General features: G+C 38.0%; 20 protein-coding genes. 11 read left to right on the top strand and 9 right to left on the bottom strand.

The window, feature by feature from the left end:
* Positions 1–63: 63 nt before the first annotated feature.
* Entirely contained in the window at positions 64–1,233 is a 1,170-nt protein-coding gene (locus BMF77_RS23520) for a glycosyltransferase (RefSeq protein WP_148766263.1), read from the top strand.
* 1,196 nt (positions 1,234–2,429) lie between these two features.
* A complete protein-coding gene (locus tag BMF77_RS23525; protein WP_148766264.1) occupies positions 2,430–5,357 on the top strand; it encodes a DUF4114 domain-containing protein in 2,928 nt (975 codons plus the stop codon).
* Positions 5,358–5,392: 35 nt separating this feature from the next.
* On the opposite strand, the gene BMF77_RS23530 is transcribed toward BMF77_RS23525, so the two are convergent.
* Positions 5,393–6,097 (bottom strand): phosphorylase, encoded by a 705-nt coding sequence (locus tag BMF77_RS23530; RefSeq protein ID WP_148766266.1) that lies wholly within the window; start codon positions 6,095–6,097, stop codon positions 5,393–5,395.
* A gap of 80 nt (positions 6,098–6,177) precedes the next feature.
* Here BMF77_RS23530 and BMF77_RS23535 point away from each other — a divergent pair, with 80 nt between their 5' ends.
* The 4 genes from BMF77_RS23535 (at position 6,178) to BMF77_RS23550 (ending at position 10,796) form a co-directional block, all read left to right on the top strand.
* Entirely contained in the window at positions 6,178–6,594 is a 417-nt protein-coding gene (locus BMF77_RS23535; RefSeq protein WP_148766268.1) for a XisH family protein, read from the top strand.
* Positions 6,582–6,908 (top strand): XisI protein, encoded by a 327-nt coding sequence (locus BMF77_RS23540; protein WP_148766270.1) that lies wholly within the window; start codon positions 6,582–6,584, stop codon positions 6,906–6,908. The genes BMF77_RS23535 and BMF77_RS23540 overlap by 13 nt, the downstream gene beginning before the upstream one ends.
* Positions 6,909–7,062: 154 nt before the next feature.
* Complete coding sequence (locus tag BMF77_RS23545; protein WP_148766271.1) at positions 7,063–9,816, top strand: efflux RND transporter permease subunit; 2,754 nt, start codon at positions 7,063–7,065, stop codon at positions 9,814–9,816.
* 83 nt (positions 9,817–9,899) lie between these two features.
* Positions 9,900–10,796 carry a 1-aminocyclopropane-1-carboxylate deaminase/D-cysteine desulfhydrase gene (locus tag BMF77_RS23550; RefSeq protein WP_148766273.1) on the top strand — a complete coding sequence of 299 codons (897 nt, stop codon included), beginning with the start codon at positions 9,900–9,902 and terminating at the stop codon, positions 10,794–10,796.
* Here BMF77_RS23550 and BMF77_RS23555 read toward each other — a convergent pair.
* The 3 genes from BMF77_RS23555 to BMF77_RS23565 form a co-directional block, all read right to left on the bottom strand.
* Positions 10,793–11,053, bottom strand: a complete 261-nt coding sequence (locus tag BMF77_RS23555) for a hypothetical protein (RefSeq protein ID WP_148766275.1) — start codon at positions 11,051–11,053, stop codon at positions 10,793–10,795. The two genes, BMF77_RS23550 and BMF77_RS23555, sit on opposite strands and share 4 nt — an antisense overlap.
* A 74-nt stretch (positions 11,054–11,127) precedes the next feature.
* Positions 11,128–11,712, bottom strand: coding sequence for a Uma2 family endonuclease (locus BMF77_RS23560; protein ID WP_148766277.1), 585 nt, complete (start codon positions 11,710–11,712; stop codon positions 11,128–11,130).
* A 296-nt stretch (positions 11,713–12,008) separates the two neighbouring features.
* Positions 12,009–13,430 (bottom strand): pentapeptide repeat-containing protein, encoded by a 1,422-nt coding sequence (locus BMF77_RS23565; RefSeq protein ID WP_148766279.1) that lies wholly within the window; start codon positions 13,428–13,430, stop codon positions 12,009–12,011.
* A gap of 129 nt (positions 13,431–13,559) precedes the next feature.
* On the opposite strand from BMF77_RS23565, the gene BMF77_RS23570 reads away from it, so the two are divergent.
* Positions 13,560–13,751 (top strand): type II toxin-antitoxin system HicA family toxin, encoded by a 192-nt coding sequence (locus BMF77_RS23570; protein ID WP_148766281.1) that lies wholly within the window; start codon positions 13,560–13,562, stop codon positions 13,749–13,751.
* The gene (locus BMF77_RS23575; protein ID WP_148766283.1) at positions 13,751–13,966 is read left to right on the top strand and encodes a type II toxin-antitoxin system HicB family antitoxin; all 216 of its coding nucleotides are present in this window, start codon (positions 13,751–13,753) and stop codon (positions 13,964–13,966) included. The genes BMF77_RS23570 and BMF77_RS23575 overlap by 1 nt, the downstream gene beginning before the upstream one ends.
* 42 nt (positions 13,967–14,008) lie before the next feature.
* Here the strand turns inward: BMF77_RS23575 and alaS are convergent, their stop codons facing one another.
* Positions 14,009–16,651 carry an alanine--tRNA ligase gene (gene alaS, locus BMF77_RS23580; protein WP_148766285.1) on the bottom strand — a complete coding sequence of 881 codons (2,643 nt, stop codon included), beginning with the start codon at positions 16,649–16,651 and terminating at the stop codon, positions 14,009–14,011.
* Between the two features lie 186 nt (positions 16,652–16,837).
* Between alaS and BMF77_RS23585 the strand changes: the two genes are divergently transcribed.
* Together BMF77_RS23585 and BMF77_RS23590 are read left to right on the top strand one after the other, a co-directional pair.
* Complete coding sequence (locus BMF77_RS23585; protein WP_148766287.1) at positions 16,838–17,062, top strand: type II toxin-antitoxin system HicA family toxin; 225 nt, start codon at positions 16,838–16,840, stop codon at positions 17,060–17,062.
* Positions 17,059–17,286 carry a type II toxin-antitoxin system HicB family antitoxin gene (locus tag BMF77_RS23590; protein WP_148766288.1) on the top strand — a complete coding sequence of 76 codons (228 nt, stop codon included), beginning with the start codon at positions 17,059–17,061 and terminating at the stop codon, positions 17,284–17,286. The genes BMF77_RS23585 and BMF77_RS23590 overlap by 4 nt, the downstream gene beginning before the upstream one ends.
* A gap of 35 nt (positions 17,287–17,321) precedes the next feature.
* Here the strand turns inward: BMF77_RS23590 and BMF77_RS23595 are convergent, their stop codons facing one another.
* Complete coding sequence (locus tag BMF77_RS23595; RefSeq protein ID WP_210422256.1) at positions 17,322–17,687, bottom strand: hypothetical protein; 366 nt, start codon at positions 17,685–17,687, stop codon at positions 17,322–17,324.
* Positions 17,688–18,571: 884 nt separating this feature from the next.
* Between BMF77_RS23595 and BMF77_RS23600 the strand changes: the two genes are divergently transcribed.
* Positions 18,572–20,029, top strand: coding sequence for an ammonium transporter (locus BMF77_RS23600; protein ID WP_148766290.1), 1,458 nt, complete (start codon positions 18,572–18,574; stop codon positions 20,027–20,029).
* A gap of 644 nt (positions 20,030–20,673) precedes the next feature.
* On the opposite strand, the gene BMF77_RS23605 is transcribed toward BMF77_RS23600, so the two are convergent.
* From BMF77_RS23605 to BMF77_RS23615, 3 genes are all read right to left on the bottom strand, one after another.
* Positions 20,674–20,859 (bottom strand): hypothetical protein, encoded by a 186-nt coding sequence (locus tag BMF77_RS23605; RefSeq protein ID WP_148766292.1) that lies wholly within the window; start codon positions 20,857–20,859, stop codon positions 20,674–20,676.
* 84 nt (positions 20,860–20,943) lie between these two features.
* Positions 20,944–21,183, bottom strand: coding sequence for a hypothetical protein (locus tag BMF77_RS23610; protein ID WP_148766294.1), 240 nt, complete (start codon positions 21,181–21,183; stop codon positions 20,944–20,946).
* A gap of 247 nt (positions 21,184–21,430) precedes the next feature.
* Positions 21,431–21,796, bottom strand: a complete 366-nt coding sequence (locus BMF77_RS23615) for a hypothetical protein (RefSeq protein ID WP_148766296.1) — start codon at positions 21,794–21,796, stop codon at positions 21,431–21,433.
* Positions 21,797–21,875: the final 79 nt, after the last annotated feature.

Genomic DNA, 21,875 nt, shown 5'->3' on the forward strand with positions numbered 1-21,875 from the left:
ATCCAAGTCAGTAAAAGAATTAAATTTGTCTGTTAAATTTTAAATTGGAGTACAGCAACAGTTATGGCAACAATTATATTCAGTTTGACCCTTCTATCCTTAGTCATTTGGTTATTTTTAATCTTATTTTGGGGGCAGTTTTGGCGAGTTAATCACCAATTAGAAGCAAATAAAGATAAAGATATTGATAACAACACCTTACCGACCGTGTGCGTAATAATTCCTGCCCGTAATGAAGCCGATGTCATTCCTGTTAGCTTGCGATCGCTCCTCCTTCAAGACTATCCTGGTAATTTCACCATCTTTTTAGTAGACGATCAAAGTAGCGATGGTACAGCCAATGTTGCCCAAGAAGTAGCCCACAACCTCGACAAAACCCAGCAATTGCAAATTGTTACCAGCACCTCATTACCCCCAGGTTGGACAGGCAAATTGTGGGCAATGGAACAAGGTTTACAAACAGCCAGTACCTTGACACCAGACTATTTTTTACTTACTGATGCCGATATAGAACATGATCCCAGCAACTTGCACCGCCTAGTTGCCAAAGCCGAGGCACAGAAATTAGATCTCGTATCCATCATGGTACGCTTACGCTGTCAAAGTTTTTGGGAACAACTATTAATACCCGCTTTCGTCTTTTTCTTCCAAAAACTTTATCCATTTTCCTGGGTAAATAATCCCAAAAAAGCTACTGCTGCCGCTGCTGGAGGTTGTATTCTCATTCACTCAGAAGCCCTAAATAGAATTGGTGGGTTGCAAATAATTCGTCAAGCCTTAATTGATGACTGTTCCCTAGCCAAAGCCGTTAAATCAACTCACGGAAAAATCTGGCTAGGATTAAGCACCCTAACCTATAGCTTACGTCCTTACGACTCCCTGAAAACAATTTGGGATATGGTCGCCAGAAGTGCTTACACACAACTAAATTATTCCCCTTTCCTGCTAATAGGCAGCCTGTTGGGAATGACTTTAGTTTATTTATTACCACCGATAGCAATTATTTTCGGTCTGGTATTGGGGAATTGGATAATTACCCTGATTTCTTTCATCGGATATCTACTGATGACTTTTGCTTATTTCCCAATTATTCGTTTTTATAAATGTTCTCCAGTTTTTGCTTTTAGCTTACCCATCATTGCTTTTTTATATACTTCTATGACAATAGATTCAGCATTACAACATTGGCAAGGACGTGGAGGTGCATGGAAAGGTAGAGTATATACCCGTTGACAAGATAAGAGAAGCAAGAGAAGCAGAGAAAGAAATTTCCTTCTTCTTCCTTCTTCTTCCTTCCTCCTGATAGCGAAGCGTGGCGTTAGCCATACTCCTGATAGCGAAGCGCGGCGTTAGCCATACTCCTGAACTCCTTCTTCCCGAGTTTACCCCGTTGACAACCAGTAGCAGACATTTTTTCCCCAAATTCCCATTCTCACCCATTAAACACCAGCCCCAGCATTACCCACACATTAGGATTACTGGTAAAGACAGTAGATCAAAAGTAGTCAGAATATTTAAAAGAAGTCCGGATTGGACATTAGCAATTAGGGATTAAGTTATAGGAAGCGGGACTTGAGAACAGGGAAGAGAAATTTTTTCCATTAACATCAAGTATCATACCGCAGACTAAATTTGATTGTCATGTTTACAGCCAATGATAAAAGCCAAACTCAGAAATTTGCGTGTTATTGACCTCAAGTTCACAGAAGCTTCACAACTAATAGCACAATATCTAGGCTGTACTGTTTTCGGGCAATCAAAGTAAACTTTCTCGTTAGTGAAAAGCTAAGAGTCCTTAAATCAAATCAGGTATAAACTTCAGCATCTTCCTTCGTTTGGGTGTCGTCGGCAAAAACCCAAGTCTTAAATAGACCTGGATTTGATCATAAGAGGTGAAAACTTTTGTATATAAGATGGATGATGAAGGTTTGATCTCCCATAGAAGTTAACCGGATCTGACCATCTCAAAAAAAATTATCTATACCAACTCTGGTAACACAACTACAGTCCAGAGAAATTTCAGCATACCAGGGCATTAACTACTATTCCCCTATTTCCATCCTCAGTTACTCTAATGACTCAAACTTAGAAACAAACACGCATACAGCACTTCCCGGTGTTATGAGGTACATATCTAGCGGGCAAGACTTGTACTGAGCTTGTCGAAGTATGCCCGCACTACAAGAGTTTCATGATTCAACTTTGTACCTCATAAGAGCGGAAACCGCTGTATTTACCCCAGGGGTATGAAATTCTATCCATTATTATCATGAACACCAACTCTAGCAACTCAACTACAGCCTAGAGCTATTTCTTAACGCAGATTTATAGCAAATGTTTGTGTAACTAAGGTGGAACAACCCATTACACCTGCTTTGCTGTAACCGAAATTTATCAAACATTCAAAAAACCAATAACACTACACCATCATGGAACCAAATATTAACGCTACTACACTCGCAGATAACACTCTCATTGAAGACACCACTGCCATTGAAGATATCAGTTCTAATGTAGGCATCACCTCCGAACAAGATCCTACTGCCATTGAAGATATTAGTTCTAATGTAGCCACCACATCCGAACAAGATCCTATCCCTCTTGAAAATACCACCTCCATTGTAGACACCACCTCCGAACAGGATATTAGCTCCAATGTAGATATTAGTTCCAACATAGATAGCACTTCCACCACAAATCCCACACCTATTGAAACCTCATTTCTAACCCTTATAGATCCTGTAACTGGCGAGACTAGCCTTATAGATCCTGTAACGGGCGAGATTATACCCACAGTCAACAAAGATGGCTTTGTCATCAGCGGTGCAAGTGATGATCAATTAGGCTACTCAGTTAGCAACGCCGGTGATATCAACGGTGATGGCATTGGGGATGTAATCATCGGCTCACCTTTGAGTGATCCTAATGACAAATTTAACTCCGGGAAAACTTATGTAGTCTTTGGCAGCAAAGAGAACTTTCAACAAGTCATAGACCCTTCCAATCTCAATGCTACTACAGGCTTTGTGATTAATGGGGCAGAAGTTGGTGATGACTTAGGCCGTTCCGTTAGCAATATTGGGGATATTAACGGTGACGGTGTTGATGATCTAGTCATTGGCGCACCCTTTTCTGACATCAATGGAGATAATTCCGGGGCTGCTTATGTCGTCTTTGGCAGTAAAGACCCCAACTATTTTAGTAATCCCATTGAACTATCCAACCTTGAACCTAGCCAGGGTTTTACCATCAAAGGTAATCAGTCTGGTGATCTTGCAGGTTGGGCTGTTAGCAGTGCCGGCGATTTTAATGGTGATGGCGTTAAAGACCTATTAATTGGTGCAACTCATCCTAGTGATGACGGAACAGCTAATAAAGGAGAAGCCTATATCATCTTTGGGAAAGAAGGTGGTTTTGATTCCAGCTTAAACCTTGCTAATATTGACAGCTTAGGCTTAAAAATCATCAGTGATGAAAATGACCTAAATAACCTGGGATATTCCGTTAGTGACGCTGGAGATATCAACGGTGATGGACTTGATGACATCATTATTGGTGCGCCTTCTGCTAATACCAATGGTGATAATTCTGGAAGCAGTTTTGTTATTTATGGACGGAAGACTGATCCCACAAATCCCCTTACTTCCAAGATTATCAACGTCTCTAACCTCAATAGCAGCGATGGTTTTACCATCAACGGACAAGCAGGAGATCAATCAGGCTTCTCTGTTAGCAAAGCTGGAGATATCAACGGTGACGGCATCGGAGACTTGATCATTGGGGCAAAAGATGGCAATCCCAATGACAAAGAATCTGCTGGCAGAAGCTATGTAGTCTTTGGTAATAAAAATGGTTTTGGTTCTGGCATCAATCTTGCTAACCTTAATGGTAGCAATGGCTTTACCATCAACGGTATTTCCGCCCTTGACAACTCCGGCTGGTCTGTCAGTGGTTTGGGAGATTTTAACGATGATGGTATTGATGACATCATTCTTGGGGCAAAAAAGGCTACTGATAACGCTGGACAAGGCTATGTCATTTATGGCAGCAAACAAGGCTTTGGCGCTACCTTTGAACTCTCAACTTTCGATACACCTGAGTACGATGGTGAAAAGGGCTTTATCATTGATGGTGCTGAAAATAGTAACTTAGGTCAGTCAGTCAGTGGTGCTGGAGATGTCAATGGTGATGGTGTTAATGATTTGATTATTGGCGCTCCCTTGGCTAATTCTCAAGCAGGTGAAGCCTATGTGATCTTCGGAACTCCTGCTGCCACATCTGCTGGTACACCTGATGTTAATCCAACTTCCACTGGCACCGGCACTGTTAGCGATTTCCTAACGCTAGTTAGTGATAATGTCTTCAATATCAAAGGCAACAACGGCAAAGCAACACTGGAAGTAAAATTAACAGGACCAAATTCCGGTCGCAATGAAATTGGAGTATTTACTGTTGATGATGCGTCTGGTAAAGTTGATGGTATTGCCCCCGATGAAGCGGGTTATGCAGAAAAAGCATTAGCAAAAGGTCAGGTAGTTTTCTCTACCCTTACTAATCTTCCTGCTGGATTTGATCCTACTAGCCTGGACAGGTTATTAAGATTTAACTCCAATGACAATTTGAGATTCTACTTGGTTAAAGACGGTTCAACCGATTCTGTACTGAGTAACAACACCTCTATTGGCAATGTCCTGTTTGCCAACCCTGCTAATCTCAAGATTACAGATTTGGGATCTGATCAGTATTCCCTAGATTGGGAAGATGGTTCTGGTAATCCTAGCGGCTTTGAGGATTTTCCGTTAACAATTCAGGCAAGTGATCGCGCTACAGCTTTGGGGACATCTCTGCAAAATAAACCACAAGGTGAATCTCTAGATTTACGGGGTATTACTGGTGCAGTAACCGCTAGTTTTACGGTTAACCGAGAAGCAAGTTACAACAATTTCATTGGTTTTTATCGCGTAGTTGATGAGAACGGCGGTATTGATACCAATGGAGATGGTACGGCTGATATTCTCCCAGGACAAAATGGCTATGTTCAAGCAGCTATTAATGGTCGTGTTTCTGACATTAATTTAGCTGTGAACAACGGTGGAACGGCAAATTTCAATAATACGCTTCAAGGTGGCTCTATATATGTACCATTTCTTGTTGTGAATGGTACACCTGATGCCCTACTTGATAGTAATCCTAATAATAATCCAGATATTTACTTTACCTTCTTGGGTGCGAACTCAGATGGTGTAGATCATGTGCGGATGTTAGGTGATAATACCTTTGGTTTTGAGGATTTACGTGGTGGTGGTGATAAAGATTTTAATGATGTGATTGTTAAAGTCAATTTGGCTCAAGCGTAAAAGATATTTCTCAGGTTTGAGAATATTCATCAGAATCAGATCCCCGACTTCTTAGAGAAGTCGGGGATCTTGTTAGGAGTAAATAATAATTGTGTGACTGCTGTTAAAGTTTTGAGTCCTTTTAGTGAACCTGTAATTAATCGAGTCGCTGCTAGGGGTTGACGGATGAATTCCCAAGCTAAGGGTAAAGGTTGTAATGAACCGTCTGCACCAATGGCTGATGTGATATTGGGGATGTCATGATGAGCATCATCGCTAACTACTCGCAGGATGGCTATTTGTACCTGTGGAGAAACTGGTTGCTGGAAAAATTCTAGAAAAGCGTATCCTTCCATATCTACAACGTCAGCACCGGATTGTTCATATAACTGGCGTTTTTCTGTGGCTTTATATAAGAGGCGATCGCTCGTTAACCCTTTGACTAAAGATACACGATCACCAAGTTGATTATGTATATCTGCGGTGAAGGAATTATTGCCCTCTTGCAGATTTCCTTGATAAAGACAATTTTGATATAAAACAATATCTCCAATTTGATATTTTTGGCTCAAGCTACCGCACAAACCCATCATCAGCATCCGATTTGCTTGACCATGGGTGAATTGTTGTAAATATTTCCGCACTGGTTCGATTCCCATTGGTATCGCTAATACCTTGGCTTGGGAACTGGGGACGCGACTTAATCCGCGACAGACGGCTTGATATTCTGCTCCCTGGGGGACTAAGATCAAAGTTGACATGAGAATGAGAAATTTAGAAACTATTTTCCTTTGACTACAAATAGTATAGAATACTAAGATCCAAGAATTTAATGTTATCCGTGTCTGCCAAAGATATTTTTCATGAATCAGTAAAAAAAGCTTTAGAAAAAGAACAGTGGGTGATTACAGATGATCCACTAAAATTTAAATTTGGTGATGTTAATTTTCAGATTGATTTAGCTGCCCAGAAATTACTTGCTGCCGAAAAAGCAGGTGAGAAAATAGCTGTAGAAATCAAAAGTTTTCTCAATCCTTCGGCAATTACAGACTTTTACGCTGCGTTAGGTCAGTTCCTTAGTTATCGTCTAGCATTGGAAACTATTGAACCAAATCGTATACTGTACTTAGCGATTCCCTTAGATGCTTATGAAATATTTTTCCAACTTGAATTTACTCAAATTGCGCTACAAAGATATCAAGTACCATTAGTAGTCTATGAACCCAGGAAAGAGGTAATTTTTAAATGGATAAAATAGCTAAATATCGAGAATATATTCAAACTTTGTTAACTAGTTACGCCAAAGATGATGATGATGATGAACTACAACTGATTTTTGATACCCAAAGGGATCATTACCAATGGATGAATGTCGGTTGGCAAGAACTACATCGAGTTTATCGTAGTGTCATGCACTTTGATATTAAAGATGGCAAAATTTGGTTACAACAGAATTTGACAGACCAAAATCCTGCTGAGGAGTTAGTAAAAATGGGTGTTCCTAAAGAAGATATTGTGTTGGGGTTGCATCCACCATATAAGCGTCCATATACAGATTATGGTGTTGCTTAGAATCCTTTGAACAAGGAACGAGAAGATTAAGGATTTACAATGACTAAAGCTCTACAACCATTTTCACCCTAGAAGTTCTATACTAACCTGTCAGTTGTCAGTGATCAAAAGACCGATGACTAATGACTAATGACTAAGATAATAATTTTATCAGATGGTAAAGACTAATAACTCAGAATCTGCCCGCGAAAGCTTCAATATTTCCAAATTAGCGATTAAGTTTTCTTGGTTGACGGTGTGTTTTTGGATAGGTATAGCGGTAGCTGGTGTCCTGGCCTTGAGTTCCCTCAAATATGCTTTATTTCCAGATATCACCTTTCCGGTAGTGGTGGTAAATGTCCAAGCACCTTTAACATCAGCCCTAGATACGGAAGAAAAACTCACTAAACCACTGGAGGAAAGTCTCAAATCACTGGTGGGACTTGAGGATATTCGTTCATCAACTTATCCTGGTCAAACTGCTGTAGTTTCCTCTTTTGTGGTGGGTACAAATTTAGAAACTGCGACTAATAAAATTTCTCAGATCGTTAATCAATTAAATCTACCTAAGAATGCCACTAAAAAAATCATCCCTTTGAATCTGAACGAATCAGCGGCTGTTAGCTATGCCATTGAAAGTTCTTCTGGGAAGATTGATAATTTACAGCAACTGGTAAAAGATAAAATTGTCCCTAGTATAGCTAAATTACCAGGAGTTCTGAAAGTCTCTCTGTTAGGGGAAGTGAGTACGAATGCACCACCACCAACAGCAACCAATGGATTACCCCCAGCCGGTACTTTAATCAGGTTCAATGGTAAACAGGCTTTAGCCTTTCAGGTCATTAAAAAAGGTGATGCTAATACCTTAGAAGTAGTTAATCGGGTAGAAAAAGAAGTACAACAGCTAAGGTCTGGCTTAAAAGATGTTACTCTCACTTTAGCTGCTACCCAAGCTGAATATATCCGCAACGCCACCCATTCCACCATAGATGCCCTGATCGAAGCGATAATTTTATCAATTGTCGTCATCTTTCCCTTTTTATGGAATTGGCAAGCTACCCTAATTTCTGCCTTAGCTATTCCCATATCTTTGCTAGGGACATTTATCGTTATGGCGATATATGGCTTTAACCTAGAAACCATCACCCTGTTAGCCTTAGCTTTAGTCATTGGCTCGATAGTAGATGATGCCATAGTTGATGTAGAAAATATCATGCGGCATATCGAAGAAGGCAAAACCCCCCGCGAAGCCGCTTTGATAGCCACTAATGAAATTGGTTTAACTGTCACCGCAGCCACTTTGACAGCGGTAGCAGTATTTTTGCCTATTGGTTTAATGGGTGGTGTCATTGGTCAGTTTTTCAAACCCTTTGGAATTACCGTTTCTGCTGCCATGCTGACATCTATGTTAGTAGCCCGAACCTTATCACCAGTCTTAGCTATTTATTGGCTTAAAGCTAAACCATCCAGTTCTCCTCAGAAGCAAAGTAAAATTTGGCTAGAATTTGATCAAGCTTATCGTAACTTGTTAGCCTGGTCTTTGCAGCACCGCTTGATAGTTGTTGGGTTAGCTATAAGTAGTTTAATTGCTGGTCTTGCCCTGATTCCCCTAATTCCCAAAGGATTTATTCCCAAACTTGACCGAGGAGAATTTAATATTGTCTATACTGCTCCTCTACCTAGTGTTCCTGGGGATCTAGCACAAGGGGTGCAAGGAGGACTAGGACAACCAGGAGGACAAGCAGGACAACTGGGACAAATGGGACAAAAAGATAAATTAGGAAATTCGTCTTTATCTGCTGCGGCTTTGGCTGATTCATCATCTTCTATTCCTATTCCTATTCCTTTAAACGATTCTTTGGATGTTGCTAAGAAACTGGAAGAAGTAGTGAGAAAGTTCCCCGCAGTGGCAACGGTATTTACTACTGTGGGTTCTCGTGAAGGTGAACCAAACAAGGGGACGCTATACGTTAAGCTCAAAGCAGAGCGAGAAGTGAAAACGGCAGAAGTACAAGACCAACTCCGTGCTGCTTTGCCAAAATTGGCGGGTGTAACTACAAGTATAGAGGATATTCAGTTTGTTGATACGGGTGGACAAAAACCTTTACAAATAGCTTTACAAGGTAATGATATCAAAGCTTTGACGACAGCAGCTAAAGCGGTAAAAGCTCGAATTGAGAAAATATCTGGTTTTGCTGATGTGACTATTACAGGTGCGTCTTATCAACAAGATGGGATTTTGCAAATTGAAAGGTTGAATAATCAGCGAGTAGTTTATATCGGTGCTAACCTGGGTCAAAATTTAACTTTAGGTGATGCAACTGATCAAGTTGTAGCTGAAGCTAAAGCTGTGATGCCGGCTGGTGTGTCTTTGAATTTAGGGGGAGATTCTGCCCGTCAAAATCAGGTTTTTGGGAGTTTTGGCACAACGCTGGGATTATCGGCACTTTGTATTATTGTGGTGCTAATTTGGTTGTTTAAAAGTTGGGTAGATCCCATAGTTATTGGTCTTTCTTTACCTTTAGCAGTGGTTGGGGCGTTGCTGGCACTGCTATTTACAAAAAGTGATTTTGGGATGATATCTCTGATTGGTTTTGTGTTTCTGCTGGGGATTACTAACAAAAATGCGATTTTAATCGTAGATTACATTAATCAGTTACGGGATTCTGGACTAGAACGGACTGAGGCAATTCTTAAAGCTGGACCTGTACGTTTACGTCCCATTATGATGACAACCGCGGCAACAATTTTGGGGATGGTTCCTATTGCTTTGGGTTTAGGTGCGGGTTCGGAATTGCGATCGCCTATGGCTGTATCTATCGCTGGTGGTTTAGTAAGTTCTACTATTCTCAGCTTGTTTGTTGTCCCGGTATTCTACGCCATTTTAGATGATTGGTTTCCCAGGAAGAAGGTAAAAGGAAACGGATAAATCTTTCAGATCCCCGATTTTTTAGCTAAGTCGGGGATCTTAGTATTTTATACTATGCTGATAAAGCTTAACTTTTCCTGAAAATGTCGTCAATTTTTTTTCCTCCACTTATTCAACAAATTAATAGTGAAATCTGTGCTAATGCAGATGTTAAGTTATTCGGATTACGCCTGGATCTCATGCACTCCCAAATCAACGGTAATAAATGGTTTAAGCTGAAGTATAACCTGGTAGAAGCTAAAGAGAGGAAATTATCGACAATTCTCACCTTTGGTGGTGCTTATTCTAATCATATTTATGCTACCGCTGCCGCAGGAAATCTGTTTGGTTTTCGCACTATTGGCGTAATTCGTGGAGAAGAAAATATTCCTTTAAATCCTACTCTAGAATTTGCAGTAGCACAGGGAATGCAATTAGTATATATTGATCGGCAGACCTATAAAAAACGCCATACAGAAGAATTACAAAATCAGTTAAAACAGCAATTTGGAGAAGTATTTATGATTCCTGAAGGGGGTTGTAATTTAAATGGTATGCGTGGCTGTATAGAGATATTACAAACAGTGAGAGGATTTAATACTATCTGTTTAGCTTGCGGTACAGGAACAACATTAGCAGGAATGACACTATCATTAAATCAAGAACAAAAAGTAATTGGTTTTCCTGTGTTGAAAGGTGGTGATTTTCTCAAGGAAGATATCAATAACTTATTAACAAATTATCTAGCTTCTGATTTACCAACACCTGTTAATTCTCCCGCACCTTGGCAACTTATATCTGATTATCATTTTGGTGGTTATGCTAAAGTGACTAATAAATTAAAGCTATTTTGTCAAGATTTTCAACAACAACATGACATACCTTTAGATTACGTATACACAGGAAAAATGTTTTATGGAGTTATGGATTTAATCACCAAAGGGTTTTTTAAATCGGAATCTTTGCTATTAATCCATACTGGTGGTTTACAGGGGAATTAAGCGTGTAAATTAGCCTGTTCTTGTAACCAAGGATCTACAGGTTGTCCGTCTTTGCGTTTTAATTCTATTTCTATGACCATGACTTCTTTTGAACCGGGAGGTGCAGGTTTTTTATGAAAGATAATCTCAAAATCTAAAGGGTTTTGATTATGTTCTTTTAACCAATCTTGAACTTTTGTCAAGGCAAAAAATGATTGTCCTTGGGCAAACATTTGGGTAATTTGCATTTGTAATGTGTAAGGATTAATGCGACTCATTTTTATTGACTCCTTTGGTATGTATTGGAAATTATTATCTCACGCAAAGGCGCAAAGAGGAAGATGGAGTTTTTTCATTCTTCGGTATTGAAATCTACTTTATCATAAACATCTGTTAACAAGATTTGGCAGGGAATAGAAGATAGGTTTAAGCTACTATCTCCATCTGTAAATTCAGAAAATATCCATTTATTATTATCGGTTTTAAAATACTGCTCAATGTGCATTGTGTATTGGTCAATTAAAATATATTCTTGTAAGCTGGGAATTGTCCGATACGCTGCAAATTTTTCATCTCTATCATAACTTTTGGTAGATTTTGATAATACTTCTGCAATCATCACAGGATTTACTAAGGTGTCTTTTCTTCCTTGTTCATATTCTAAGGGAGTTTTCACAACCATAATATCAGGGTAGGTATGAATTTTTCTGGTGGGAATCCAAAGACGTTGATCTGTGACAAAGACTTGATAAGGTTGACGTTTAAGAAGATAATTGAGTGTACCACTGAAATTAAGTGCAAGTTGGTTGTGATTGGGTGTTCCGCCTGTCATGGGTATAATTAATCCGTTGATATATTCGTGACGTATTTCTGAGTTTACCTCTAATTCTAGGTATTCTTCAGGGGAATAGTAGCGTGTTTCTTGTGCAAGAGTCATAATTTTAATTTATAGGTTTTATGGGTTGGGTATCGCTTCTACAAATTTCTCGACTAGGTTATAATTATAGCTTTTGTAGGTTGGGTTAAGCGACAGTGCAACCCAACAAATGCTTATAAATGTTGGGTTTCGTTCCGATTGCTCCGCAACGCTAACGCGAACAACCCAACCTACATAATTCTATTTTTTGAGCTTAACCGACAAATATTGGGTTGGATGTCGCTTCTACAAATTTCTCGACTAAGTTATAATTATAGTCTAGCAGTTTGTTTGATTTGACAAAAATATGAGTTGAATTATTCAAGAAGTTGCTTATCTATCCAATTACATTGCTCACAATGATATCTTAGAGCATCCTGTTGTTTAGCAGCATCTTCACCAGTTAAACGACTTTCTATTTTTATACCTATAAAATCTTGATAGTTTTTTTCTATTTTCTCAGATATTAAAACTTCTCTTGTTTTTGGGTGAATAGCTAATAAATAGTTATCAAACAGTCTATGCAAATCTACTCTCAACAGTAATCCGTTAGCTACATCATGAGATTCAATACTCCTGTAAGGAATAATATGTGCTGCTTCAATAATTTCCCCAATTTCACAGCCACTAATTAAACATTTATAACCATAAGTTTCTTTTAGTTCTTCTTTAAATTCTTGTTGTCCTTCTCGTGGTGGTGGAGATTTTGCTATTTTGATTTTTTTCTTAGTTAATAATTCTATCCATCCAGAATTATGATATTTCTGAATATCTGCCTCATTTTTCATTTTTGCAGTTTTGGGATCAAATTCTTCAGGAAATTTAGTTTCATTATTATAATATGCTCCTCTTAAATTAGCACCTGTAAGTTTAGTTTTAGTATTACTTAAATCAGTGTTTCTAAAATCAACTTTTGAAAAGTTAGCATCCCTAATTCTACATCTAGTCAAATTTGATCCCCTCAAATTTGCCCCTGTTAAATCTGCTCTACTCAAATTCGCATTTTCTAAATTTGCTTCTGTTAAATTTGCTTCTGTTAAATCTGCTCCTCTCAAATCTGCTCTACTCAAATTCGCATTTTCTAAATTTGCTTCTGTTAAGATTGCTTTTTTTAGTCTTGTTATAAGAATTTCATTTTGATATATGTTTGAAGCATTATTAACCCGAACTTCGTGCAACTTTGCATTAGAAAGGTTAGCTTTAGTTAAGTTAGCACCATCTAAATTAGCACCTATTAAATCAACTCCAAAGAGATTTACAACTACTACTTCTTCGTTAAGAATTTGCGAAATTAAATAATATTTTTTATGAATCTTGGTTTTATCATCAATAATAACATTTTTGAAAATAGCCCCATCTAAACAAGTATTGGTTAAATCTGCACCAGATAAATTAGCACTACTAAGGTTTGCATGATATAAATTTGTATCTCTAAGGTCTGTATCAACTAAAGTTGCACCACTAAGATTTGCATAACTCAAATCTACATCAATTAAAGTTGCACCACTAAAATTTGTACCACTCAGGTTTGCACCATATAAGTTGGAATGAGTTAAAATAATTTCTGCCAGGTTTTCATTGCTAAAGTTTGGTCGAGCATCAGGCTGAATAACCCTATTACATATATTATGAAGTTCGATATTTCTGTTATATAATCTATGATAACTAAAATTTCTTTTACCTTCTTTGTAGAATTTTAAAAGTTCTCTATCTTCCATTTTTACCTGACGATAAATCATACAACTCCTTAAACTAACTTAATAAATAACTAACATTTGCGATTCTGTGGACTGAATATATTATACTTAATGTCTTGGTGCTTTTACGCTTAACTTATCAAATCACTAATCACGCTATGATAGCAAACAATGAAGGTTAAAGAAGTTCTCAAAATCCTGGAAGAAGATGGTTGGTATATAGATCGCATTAGAGGTAGTCATCGTATCCTCAAACATCAAATTAAATCGGGTATCGTGGTATTAGCGGGTAAACTTAGTAAAGACTTAGCGGAAGGGACTCGAAAGAGTATTTTTTCCCAAGCACAACTGGAGGACAAATAATGAAAAATTATGCAGTAGTCTATGAATGGGCAGGTAGTAATTATTCTGCTTATGTTCCAGATTTACCCGGATGTGTTGCTTGCGGTGATACCTTACAAGAAACAGAAGAACTAATTAAAGAAGCTATAGAATTGTATTTGGAAGTATTGAAAGAAGATGGAAAACCTATACCTGAAGCTTTTACACAAGTAGGTAAAGTAGCAGTGACTATATAAATCCAGATCCCCGACTTCTTAAAAAAATCGGGGATCTAAATCCTATTCCAACCCTGCTAATAAATCATTTTTCGCTGTTTCTAATGCTTCTGGTAACTTACTTGCATCTCTTCCCCCAGCTTGCGCGAGATTGGGTTTTCCACCACCTCCACCACCGCAAATTTTAGCTATAGTTCCTACAAATTTTCCAGCTTGGACACCTTTCTTATTCACTTCAGAACTAAAAGCTGCAACAATACTCACTTTCCCTGCTTCGGGAATAGAACCTAAAACTACAGCACCATTACCAATTTTTTGCAGCAATCTTTCCGCAGCGACTTTTAATGATTCTGCGTCAATATCTTCCATTTGGGCGATAATGATTTTATGTTCTCCGATGATTTCCGCAGTTTGTAATAAGCTGTCAGATTTAACTATTGCTATTTGTGATTTTAGACTTTGAATTTCTTTTTCGTTGTTGCGAAGTTCGGTTTGTAAAGTTGTGATTCTGTCGGGTATTTCTTCGGGTTTGATTTTAAAGCGATCGCACAAGTCTTTCGTCACTATATCACGAACATTCAAATAATCCAATACCGCCGCCCCAGAAACCGCTTCTATTCTTCTCACTCCAGACGCAACTCCCGCTTCAGAAATGATTTTGAAAACGCCGATTTCCGCCGTATTATTAACATGAGTTCCTCCGCACAATTCCATGGAAACACCAGGGAAATCAATCACGCGCACTTGATTACCGTACTTTTCCCCAAACATTGCGACTGCACCTTTAGCTTTTGCTTCGGCTATGGGCATCTCCTCTATTGTAGCAGAATGAGCTTCAGAAATCCAACTATTTACTAATTCTTCAATTTGTTGAACTTCCTCAATAGTTAAAGCGCGAGGACAGTTAAAATCAAACCGCAATCTATCAAAAGAAACCAAAGAACCAGCTTGAGAAATTCCTTCATCAACAACTTTCTTTAAAGCAGCTTGTAATAAATGAGTTGCTGTATGATTAGCTTGAGCGCGACGACGACAAGCGGTATCTATTTGTGCGGTAATTTCATCACCAATTCTAATCGTACCACGTTCAACATATCCGAAATGAATAAAGAAATCAGATTCTTTTTTCACATCTTCAATTCTGACTAAAACACCATCACCAGAAATATATCCTTTATCACCAATTTGTCCCCCAGATTCAGCGTAAAATGGAGTTTTATCTAAAACAATTTGCACTTCTGTTCCTGCTTCTGCTGCTTCTTCCGAAACACCAGCAACTAATAAAACCTCAATTTTTGCAGTAGTTGTTAATTGGGTATAACCAATGAATTGTGTAGAGTGAATATGTTCTGCAAGTTTATCTAAAGAACCTTGTACAGTTAAATCTATGGTTTCATGTGCTGCTTTTGCGCGTTCTACCTGTTTTTGCATTTCTGCATTGAAACCATCAACATCAACAGTAATGTTATTTTCTTCAGCAACTTCTTGGGTTAATTCTAATGGGAAACCATAGGTATCATAAAGAGTAAACGCACTTTCACCACTAATGGAAGTTTGTCCTTTTTGTTTTACCTCTTGGATAATTTCTGCTAACAGCTTTTCACCTCTATCAAGAGTTTTCAAGAAGTTACTTTCTTCCCGTTGTAATTCGGCTTTAATAGCAGTTGCTCTTTGTCGCACATTGGGGTAAACTGATTCCGAAAGAGAAATTGCGGTTTCTGCAACTTGGTTAATAAATTCTCCAGAAATTCCGATTAATCTCCCATGTCTAACGACGCGACGAATTAAACGCCGTAAAACATAACCTCTTCCCACATTAGAAGCGCGAATTTCATCAGCAATCATGTGAACCACAGAACGGACATGATCACCAACTACCTTTAAAGAAACTTTGGTATTTTCATCACTTTCGTAATAATCAATTTTGGCAATTTTTGCCGCTGTTTCAATAATCGGGAAAATCAAATCTGTTTCATAATTATTCGGCTTCTTTTGCAGGATTTGCGCCATTCTTTCCAAACCCATTCCCGTGTCAATATTCTGATTTTGCAACGGGGTTAAATTACCAGCAGCATCCCGATTATATTGCATAAATACCAAGTTATAAAACTCGATAAATCGGGTATCATCTTCTAAATCAATATGATCTTCACCGCGTTCTGGGTGAAAATCATAATAGATTTCCGAACAGGGACCACAGGGACCGGTAGCACCAGAAACCCAGAAATTATCATCTGCACCCATGCGCTTGATGCGTTTTTCCGTTACACCAATAGTATCGCGCCAAATTGCAAAAGCTTCGTCGTCGTCTTCAAACACACTGACAACGAGATTCTGGGGGGAGAAACCAAAGACTTGAGTACATAATTCCCAACCCCAAGCGATCGCCTGTGGTTTAAAATAATCACCAAAGCTGAAATTCCCCAACATCTCAAAAAATGTATGATGGCGGTGAGTGCGTCCCACATTTTCGATATCATTGGTACGGATACATTTTTGCGAAGTCGTAGCGCGTTTAAATTCCGGTATCCGCTGTCCCAGGAATATCGGCTTAAATGGTAACATCCCTGCAATAGTTAGCAGCACAGTGGGATCTTCGGGAACAAGAGAAGCACTGGGAAGCGGTTGGTGTCCCCGTTGGGTGTAGAAGTCGAGGAATAATTGACGAATATCGTTACCGCTAAGAAACTGAGGAGTTGAAGACATGAGTGTTTAAGAAATCAAATTTAATTAATTTAGGAAAATCTGCACAAAGCATCATTACTATTTATAACTTATGCCAGGAAATAAGAAATATAGTTAGCTTTCAGGATCTTTCGTCAGAGTTTCTCATTGCTGATTGGTATCAAATTAACATCAATTCATATACCTTAATAATATTTCCGTGGAAAAATGCCGAAAAAAATCAGAGAATTAAAAAGTTTACTCAAAAAAGCTGGGTTTATTTACCGTTGTGCAAAAGGAAGTCATACCCGTTGGTATCATCCTTTATTACCAGAAGATCCTATTACCATCTCTGGCAAAGATGGAGATGATGCTAAACTATATATAGAAAAAGAAGTTAACGAAAAATTAGCTAAATTAAAATCAATTCAAGAGAAGGAGTTAGAAGAATGAATTTACCTTATACTATCATTATTCAATGGAGTAGTGAAGATAAATGTTATTTAGTTCATTTACCTGAATTTCCTACTCAAAAATATCATACTCATGGTGATACTTATGAAGAAGCTGTTAAAAATGCTCAGGAAGTGATAGAAATGTTAATTACTGAATATCAAGAATATGGAAAACCTTTACCCTTAGCTAAATCTTTAGAACAATTGATTAATGTGGTTTAATTGATTTATAATCAGGTGATTAATGGTGTACTATATTATCTCAAATTAATTAATCGCCATATATTTTCTTGTACTTTATAATAATTTGCACCTGTATCAGCATTTAAGACAGCAGGACTATATATTTTTTTAAGCAAATTACCAGCATCTGACCAAATACGTTGATCTGAATATTGATTGTCTTGCTGTTGTCCTGCTATTTGAAAAAATGTCCCTATTCCTTCCTTCCATTCCTCTTGTACATCCAAATCATCTACTTTATCTAATACTGATTGAATCAGAGATTTAAACTCTTTAAGTTGCTTCCTTGTGCGAGGAGCTTTCGCATAATTTTCTCCCCAAGTAGATATAAAATCTAAAGTCTGTTCAGAAATAAGAGAATTTTCTTCAAGAAGACTCACCTTTAAAAAAGAATCTAGTGCAGGACTTAATAAAGCAAAAATAGGTAATTCCCAATCTTTAACACAAGATATAAGAGGGTGTTTGAAAAGTTATGGTTGATGTATCAAATATTTTTTACCCCACCCTAACCCTCCCCTTGTAAAGGGGAGGGAACTGGATTTTTATTGTTTCCCCCCTTTGCAAGGGGAAAGGGGGGTAGCAATGTGATGAAAATTACGGAATACCACTTTTCAAACATCCTCTAAGGCTAACAATACTAATTCTTGATGAACTATCAGAAGTTATAGTATGTCGAGATAATATTGACGCGAGAAGTAACCAAATTACATGATTGTTGACTTTTGCTGAATCTCTTTTAATAAGTTCGCGTCCCAATACTCCTAAACATATTTCTAAGTTCCAAATTTTACCACAAATAGATATTAGACTGGAGCAAATGTATATATAAATACTACATATCTATTTACGCAATTATCAGATTTTTGTATATGAAGGATTTCAGGCGTAATTAAGAGATGCAAATCAGAGTAAATGCTGATATTGTCAGGAATACACAAGCTTTCTGTATTTTTGCAGAGTGAATAATTTATCCTAATTACAAAAAATGTATTTTATGATACAGAATATTTTTTCTCATTAAATAGAGAATTAACCAGCTTTATGAAGAAATAATTCAGAAATCAGAATTTAATTCTGATTTATTATGTAATTCAAGTTGATAAATATTCCACTTAACTAAAAGCAGGAATTATCAAATAAGTTTCTGTTATTGTTCTATGTTTATTTTTGATAACCATATTGAACAGACATAACAGATTTACAACCATCAACATCAGATAAAAAGCCTAACTTAATTAGAGCTTTTCTAGCAGGAAAAACAGCAATGAATAAACGTATTCGCCCCTTATATCGCCTTCTAGCACTAGCTATAGGTTCAATGGTCTTGGCAATTTTCGCGCCCACAGTTGTCCATGCCGCAGATCCTGTGACACTGGAATCATTAGACGCAACAACCAAACAATTACAAATTTCCATTGATACTACCTGGGTACTACTCACAGGCTTTTTAGTATTCTTCATGCAGACTGGATTTTCGATGTTAGAGGCAGGTTTGCTGCGCCGAAGAGGTGTAGTAAATGCCCTATTGGAAAACTTTATTGATGCCGCTGTCACCATTCTCATCTGGTGGGGTGTGGGTTTTGGCATTGCCTTTGGTACGAGTGCTGGTGGGTTTATTGGTACAGATACCTTTTTCTTGAGTCAATTACCCGTTAATGGTGCTTTTACCAATGGTGGTGTTCCCGGAATCGCTTCTGGACTCAATGCTTATACTTTGTTCTTCTTTCAGTTTGCCTTTGCGGCTACTGCCAGTACAATTACTACCGGGGCAATGGCTGGGAGAACGGACTTTATCGGTGATTTAATTTATAGTGCCATCATGGCTGCATTCAGCTATCCCGTAGTTGTACATTGGGTATGGAACTCCAGTGGCTGGTTAGCGAAAATTGGTTTTCATGACTTTGCTGGTAGTACGGTAGTTCACACCGTTGGGGGTTGGACAGCTTTAGTTGGTGCTTTTTTACTTGGACCCCGCCCTGGACGAACTCCTTGGGGGCAGATTCCTCCAGCCCATAACTTAGGTTTGGCAGCTTTGGGAACGATGATTCTCTGGTTTGGCTGGTATGGCTTTAACCCCGGTTCAACCCTTGGTACTGGTAATCCTGGCTTAATTGGTTTAATCACCCTGAATACGTCCCTGGGGGCTGGTGCTGGGGCGTTAGCGGCGATGTTTTATCAATATAGTCGTTCACGTAAATGGGATTTAGTCTATTGTCTGAATGGTTCTTTGGCAGGTTTGGTAGGTATTACCGCTGGTTGTGCTTTTATAGCACCTTGGGCGGCGGTTGTGATTGGTTTAACTGGGGGAATTTTAGTAGTTTTGGGTATTGATATTATTGAAGCGTGCAAAATTGATGATCCTGCGGGAGCATTTTCTGTTCATGGTATTAATGGCATGATGGGTACACTGGCAGTTGGTTTTTTAGGTCAACCAGAACTGACTTTGAATAAAAAAGCTGGACTGTTTTTAGGTGGTGGTTTTGATTTGCTGGGTGTGCAGATTTTGGGCGTAGTCGCAGTATCAGTTTTCACTCTTGGTTTTGCCTTTTTAATGTTTACTGGACTCAATGCTATTGGTAAGCTGCGTGTTAATCCTGAAGCTGATAAGGTGGGGATTGATAACTATGAACACGGTGCAACTGTCTGGTCTGATTTTCATGCAGTTGAGGAGCTTTTAGAGAAGGAAAAAAATCACTCCAAAAATCCTCAAGTAAGTCCGTAGGGTTTGCGAAATCAGTTGTTGGTGGGTTAGGTGCAAGCTAACCCACCCTCTGGCTAACACAAAAACACCAACCGGAAAAAAGTGATTTTATGCTGTTGACAAAAAATTTTCAGTGTGTTATCATAAACTTGATAAGGAAGAACTATCTTATATTAATTAGTTGTGCAAAATTAATTGAACATTTTAACTTACCTTTGGGGGGGTAAAATCCCCGTTGCAAAACGTGATTCTAAATTCTAAATTCTGCATTCTTTTAAAAATCCCTAAACCAATAGACATCTGGTGAAAATTAAATATGCGTGACTTACAACCCTTGTAGAGACGTTCCATGGGTAGGGATTCTCGGCTCTACATTCTTTTCTGGAGATGTCTAATTAATTTTGTAGTTTTATTTTCGCCATTTTATAAACCCATTTTGGAACTTCTTTCTATCTGTGGCAGGGAGCAACGCGAAAAAGTGTGTCCGGCTTTAATTCTCAATTACACCGCTAAATTCTCAACAAACCTGGGTATTTTTGTGGTAAGCACATTTCAAAATAGAGTATTTACATCGCCAATTTCAGCCTACCACTTTTTCGCATTGCACCCACGCTATTTTAGGTAATTACTAGAAATTGAAAAAACCTGTCCATCTCATTTATAGTTTACTTTTTTCGGTTATCTTTGGATTTTTGAGGGCTAAAGCTGTAAACCATTACTATTTTCACGATATCAAAATAAGCAAGCTGATTATCTTTATTCACAATTGCTAAGGGTATTAGTCCCAAAACTAAGATTAGCAAAAGTTGTAATAATATTTCACCTCTGATGCCATTGCCATTATCTGACATGATATGACCTCCTGTAATTGAAAACCTTTGGCTAAGTGGAAAGAAACTACGGTTAATATCTCAATCTCAGGCAGATAAGTTGAACTAACTCCAAGACTCCCAAATCATGGTGATTGCTAACAAGCAAAATAGCAGAACAGCAAACCGCAAAAAATAGATAAAAACATCAAAAGATAGCAAAACTTTAGTGATTGAGGATGCACCGCAAATATAAAACACAACAACAGCGATCGCAAAACCGAATATAGTTAACATCAGATACTTAAATCCCTTTCCAGTCAAAATTAACAGCAGACTTTGGTTATCTTTGTCATTAGTTTTCATAGTTTTCTCCTGTTTTTTAGATAAGAGTTGAACAGAAATCTTTTCATCCTGTCTATTGCTGTTCATAAAATTGTCTACGGGATAGAAAAACCTAAATAAAATCCGGCGTGCAAATATACATCACCAGCTTGTAAACTTCCCATTTATCAAAAGCCAAATGTCCTGAGAAAATTAGATATTTAATTGTGTAAAGAATTTCATTAAGCTATCAGTATTCTTAACCTGTAAATAGCTATAACGTCTCGTATTATTTTTGATTGTGCGAATGCCTACAATCTATCCAGGTGTCAATAATGTAATCGTGTAATTGCTGAATTTCTAAAAGCTGTTGTGGACTTAATGTATAACGGTGGCTAATATGACCACTTAGTTCTACTATGGCTTCGTATTTCCCCTTTTTACTAGAGATAGTTAATTGTCCGTGTTGAGTTTCTGACAAAGTTTCAATCAGCAGAATAATTAAGTGAGCAAAGACTGATGGTAACTCTACTACATATGCCTGTTTAGATTTGGCTAAAATTTCTGGGGATTGTTCTCCTATCTTCAAAATACCTTTGATAGCGTTAGAACTCCTAATAAAGTCTACTAGTCCTAGTCTTGAAGAATTCTGCATATTAGTTGCCCCCTAATATTGGCTATTTGACTTGAGACTTATCTGTATACCTCACATAGAGGTATCTATATATAGGATA

The sequence above is a fragment of the Dolichospermum sp. UHCC 0315A genome (assembly GCF_008121535.1).
Taxonomy (GTDB): Bacteria; Cyanobacteriota; Cyanobacteriia; order Cyanobacteriales; family Nostocaceae; genus Dolichospermum; species Dolichospermum lemmermannii.

Bases quoted from the DNA above. Each gene is read 5' to 3' on its own strand.
- BMF77_RS23575 (WP_148766283.1), top strand. From the start codon at position 13,751: ATGAAAAATTATGCAGTAGTCTATGAATGGGCAGGTAGTAATTATTCT.
- BMF77_RS23530 (WP_148766266.1), bottom strand. From the start codon at position 6,097: ATGTCAACTTTGATCTTAGTCCCCCAGGGAGCAGAATATCAAGCCGTC.
- BMF77_RS23560 (WP_148766277.1), bottom strand. From the start codon at position 11,712: ATGACTCTTGCACAAGAAACACGCTACTATTCCCCTGAAGAATACCTA.
- BMF77_RS23540 (WP_148766270.1), top strand. From the start codon at position 6,582: ATGGATAAAATAGCTAAATATCGAGAATATATTCAAACTTTGTTAACT.
- BMF77_RS23610 (WP_148766294.1), bottom strand. From the start codon at position 21,183: ATGAAAACTAATGACAAAGATAACCAAAGTCTGCTGTTAATTTTGACT.
- BMF77_RS23570 (WP_148766281.1), top strand. From the start codon at position 13,560: ATGAAGGTTAAAGAAGTTCTCAAAATCCTGGAAGAAGATGGTTGGTAT.
- BMF77_RS23555 (WP_148766275.1), bottom strand. From the start codon at position 11,053: ATGAGTCGCATTAATCCTTACACATTACAAATGCAAATTACCCAAATG.
- BMF77_RS23545 (WP_148766271.1), top strand. From the start codon at position 7,063: ATGGTAAAGACTAATAACTCAGAATCTGCCCGCGAAAGCTTCAATATT.
- BMF77_RS23600 (WP_148766290.1), top strand. From the start codon at position 18,572: ATGAATAAACGTATTCGCCCCTTATATCGCCTTCTAGCACTAGCTATA.
- alaS (WP_148766285.1), bottom strand. From the start codon at position 16,651: ATGTCTTCAACTCCTCAGTTTCTTAGCGGTAACGATATTCGTCAATTA.
- BMF77_RS23615 (WP_148766296.1), bottom strand. From the start codon at position 21,796: ATGCAGAATTCTTCAAGACTAGGACTAGTAGACTTTATTAGGAGTTCT.
- BMF77_RS23585 (WP_148766287.1), top strand. From the start codon at position 16,838: ATGCCGAAAAAAATCAGAGAATTAAAAAGTTTACTCAAAAAAGCTGGG.
- BMF77_RS23565 (WP_148766279.1), bottom strand. From the start codon at position 13,430: ATGATTTATCGTCAGGTAAAAATGGAAGATAGAGAACTTTTAAAATTC.
- BMF77_RS23590 (WP_148766288.1), top strand. From the start codon at position 17,059: ATGAATTTACCTTATACTATCATTATTCAATGGAGTAGTGAAGATAAA.
- BMF77_RS23525 (WP_148766264.1), top strand. From the start codon at position 2,430: ATGGAACCAAATATTAACGCTACTACACTCGCAGATAACACTCTCATT.
- BMF77_RS23550 (WP_148766273.1), top strand. From the start codon at position 9,900: ATGTCGTCAATTTTTTTTCCTCCACTTATTCAACAAATTAATAGTGAA.
- BMF77_RS23605 (WP_148766292.1), bottom strand. From the start codon at position 20,859: ATGTCAGATAATGGCAATGGCATCAGAGGTGAAATATTATTACAACTT.
- BMF77_RS23520 (WP_148766263.1), top strand. From the start codon at position 64: ATGGCAACAATTATATTCAGTTTGACCCTTCTATCCTTAGTCATTTGG.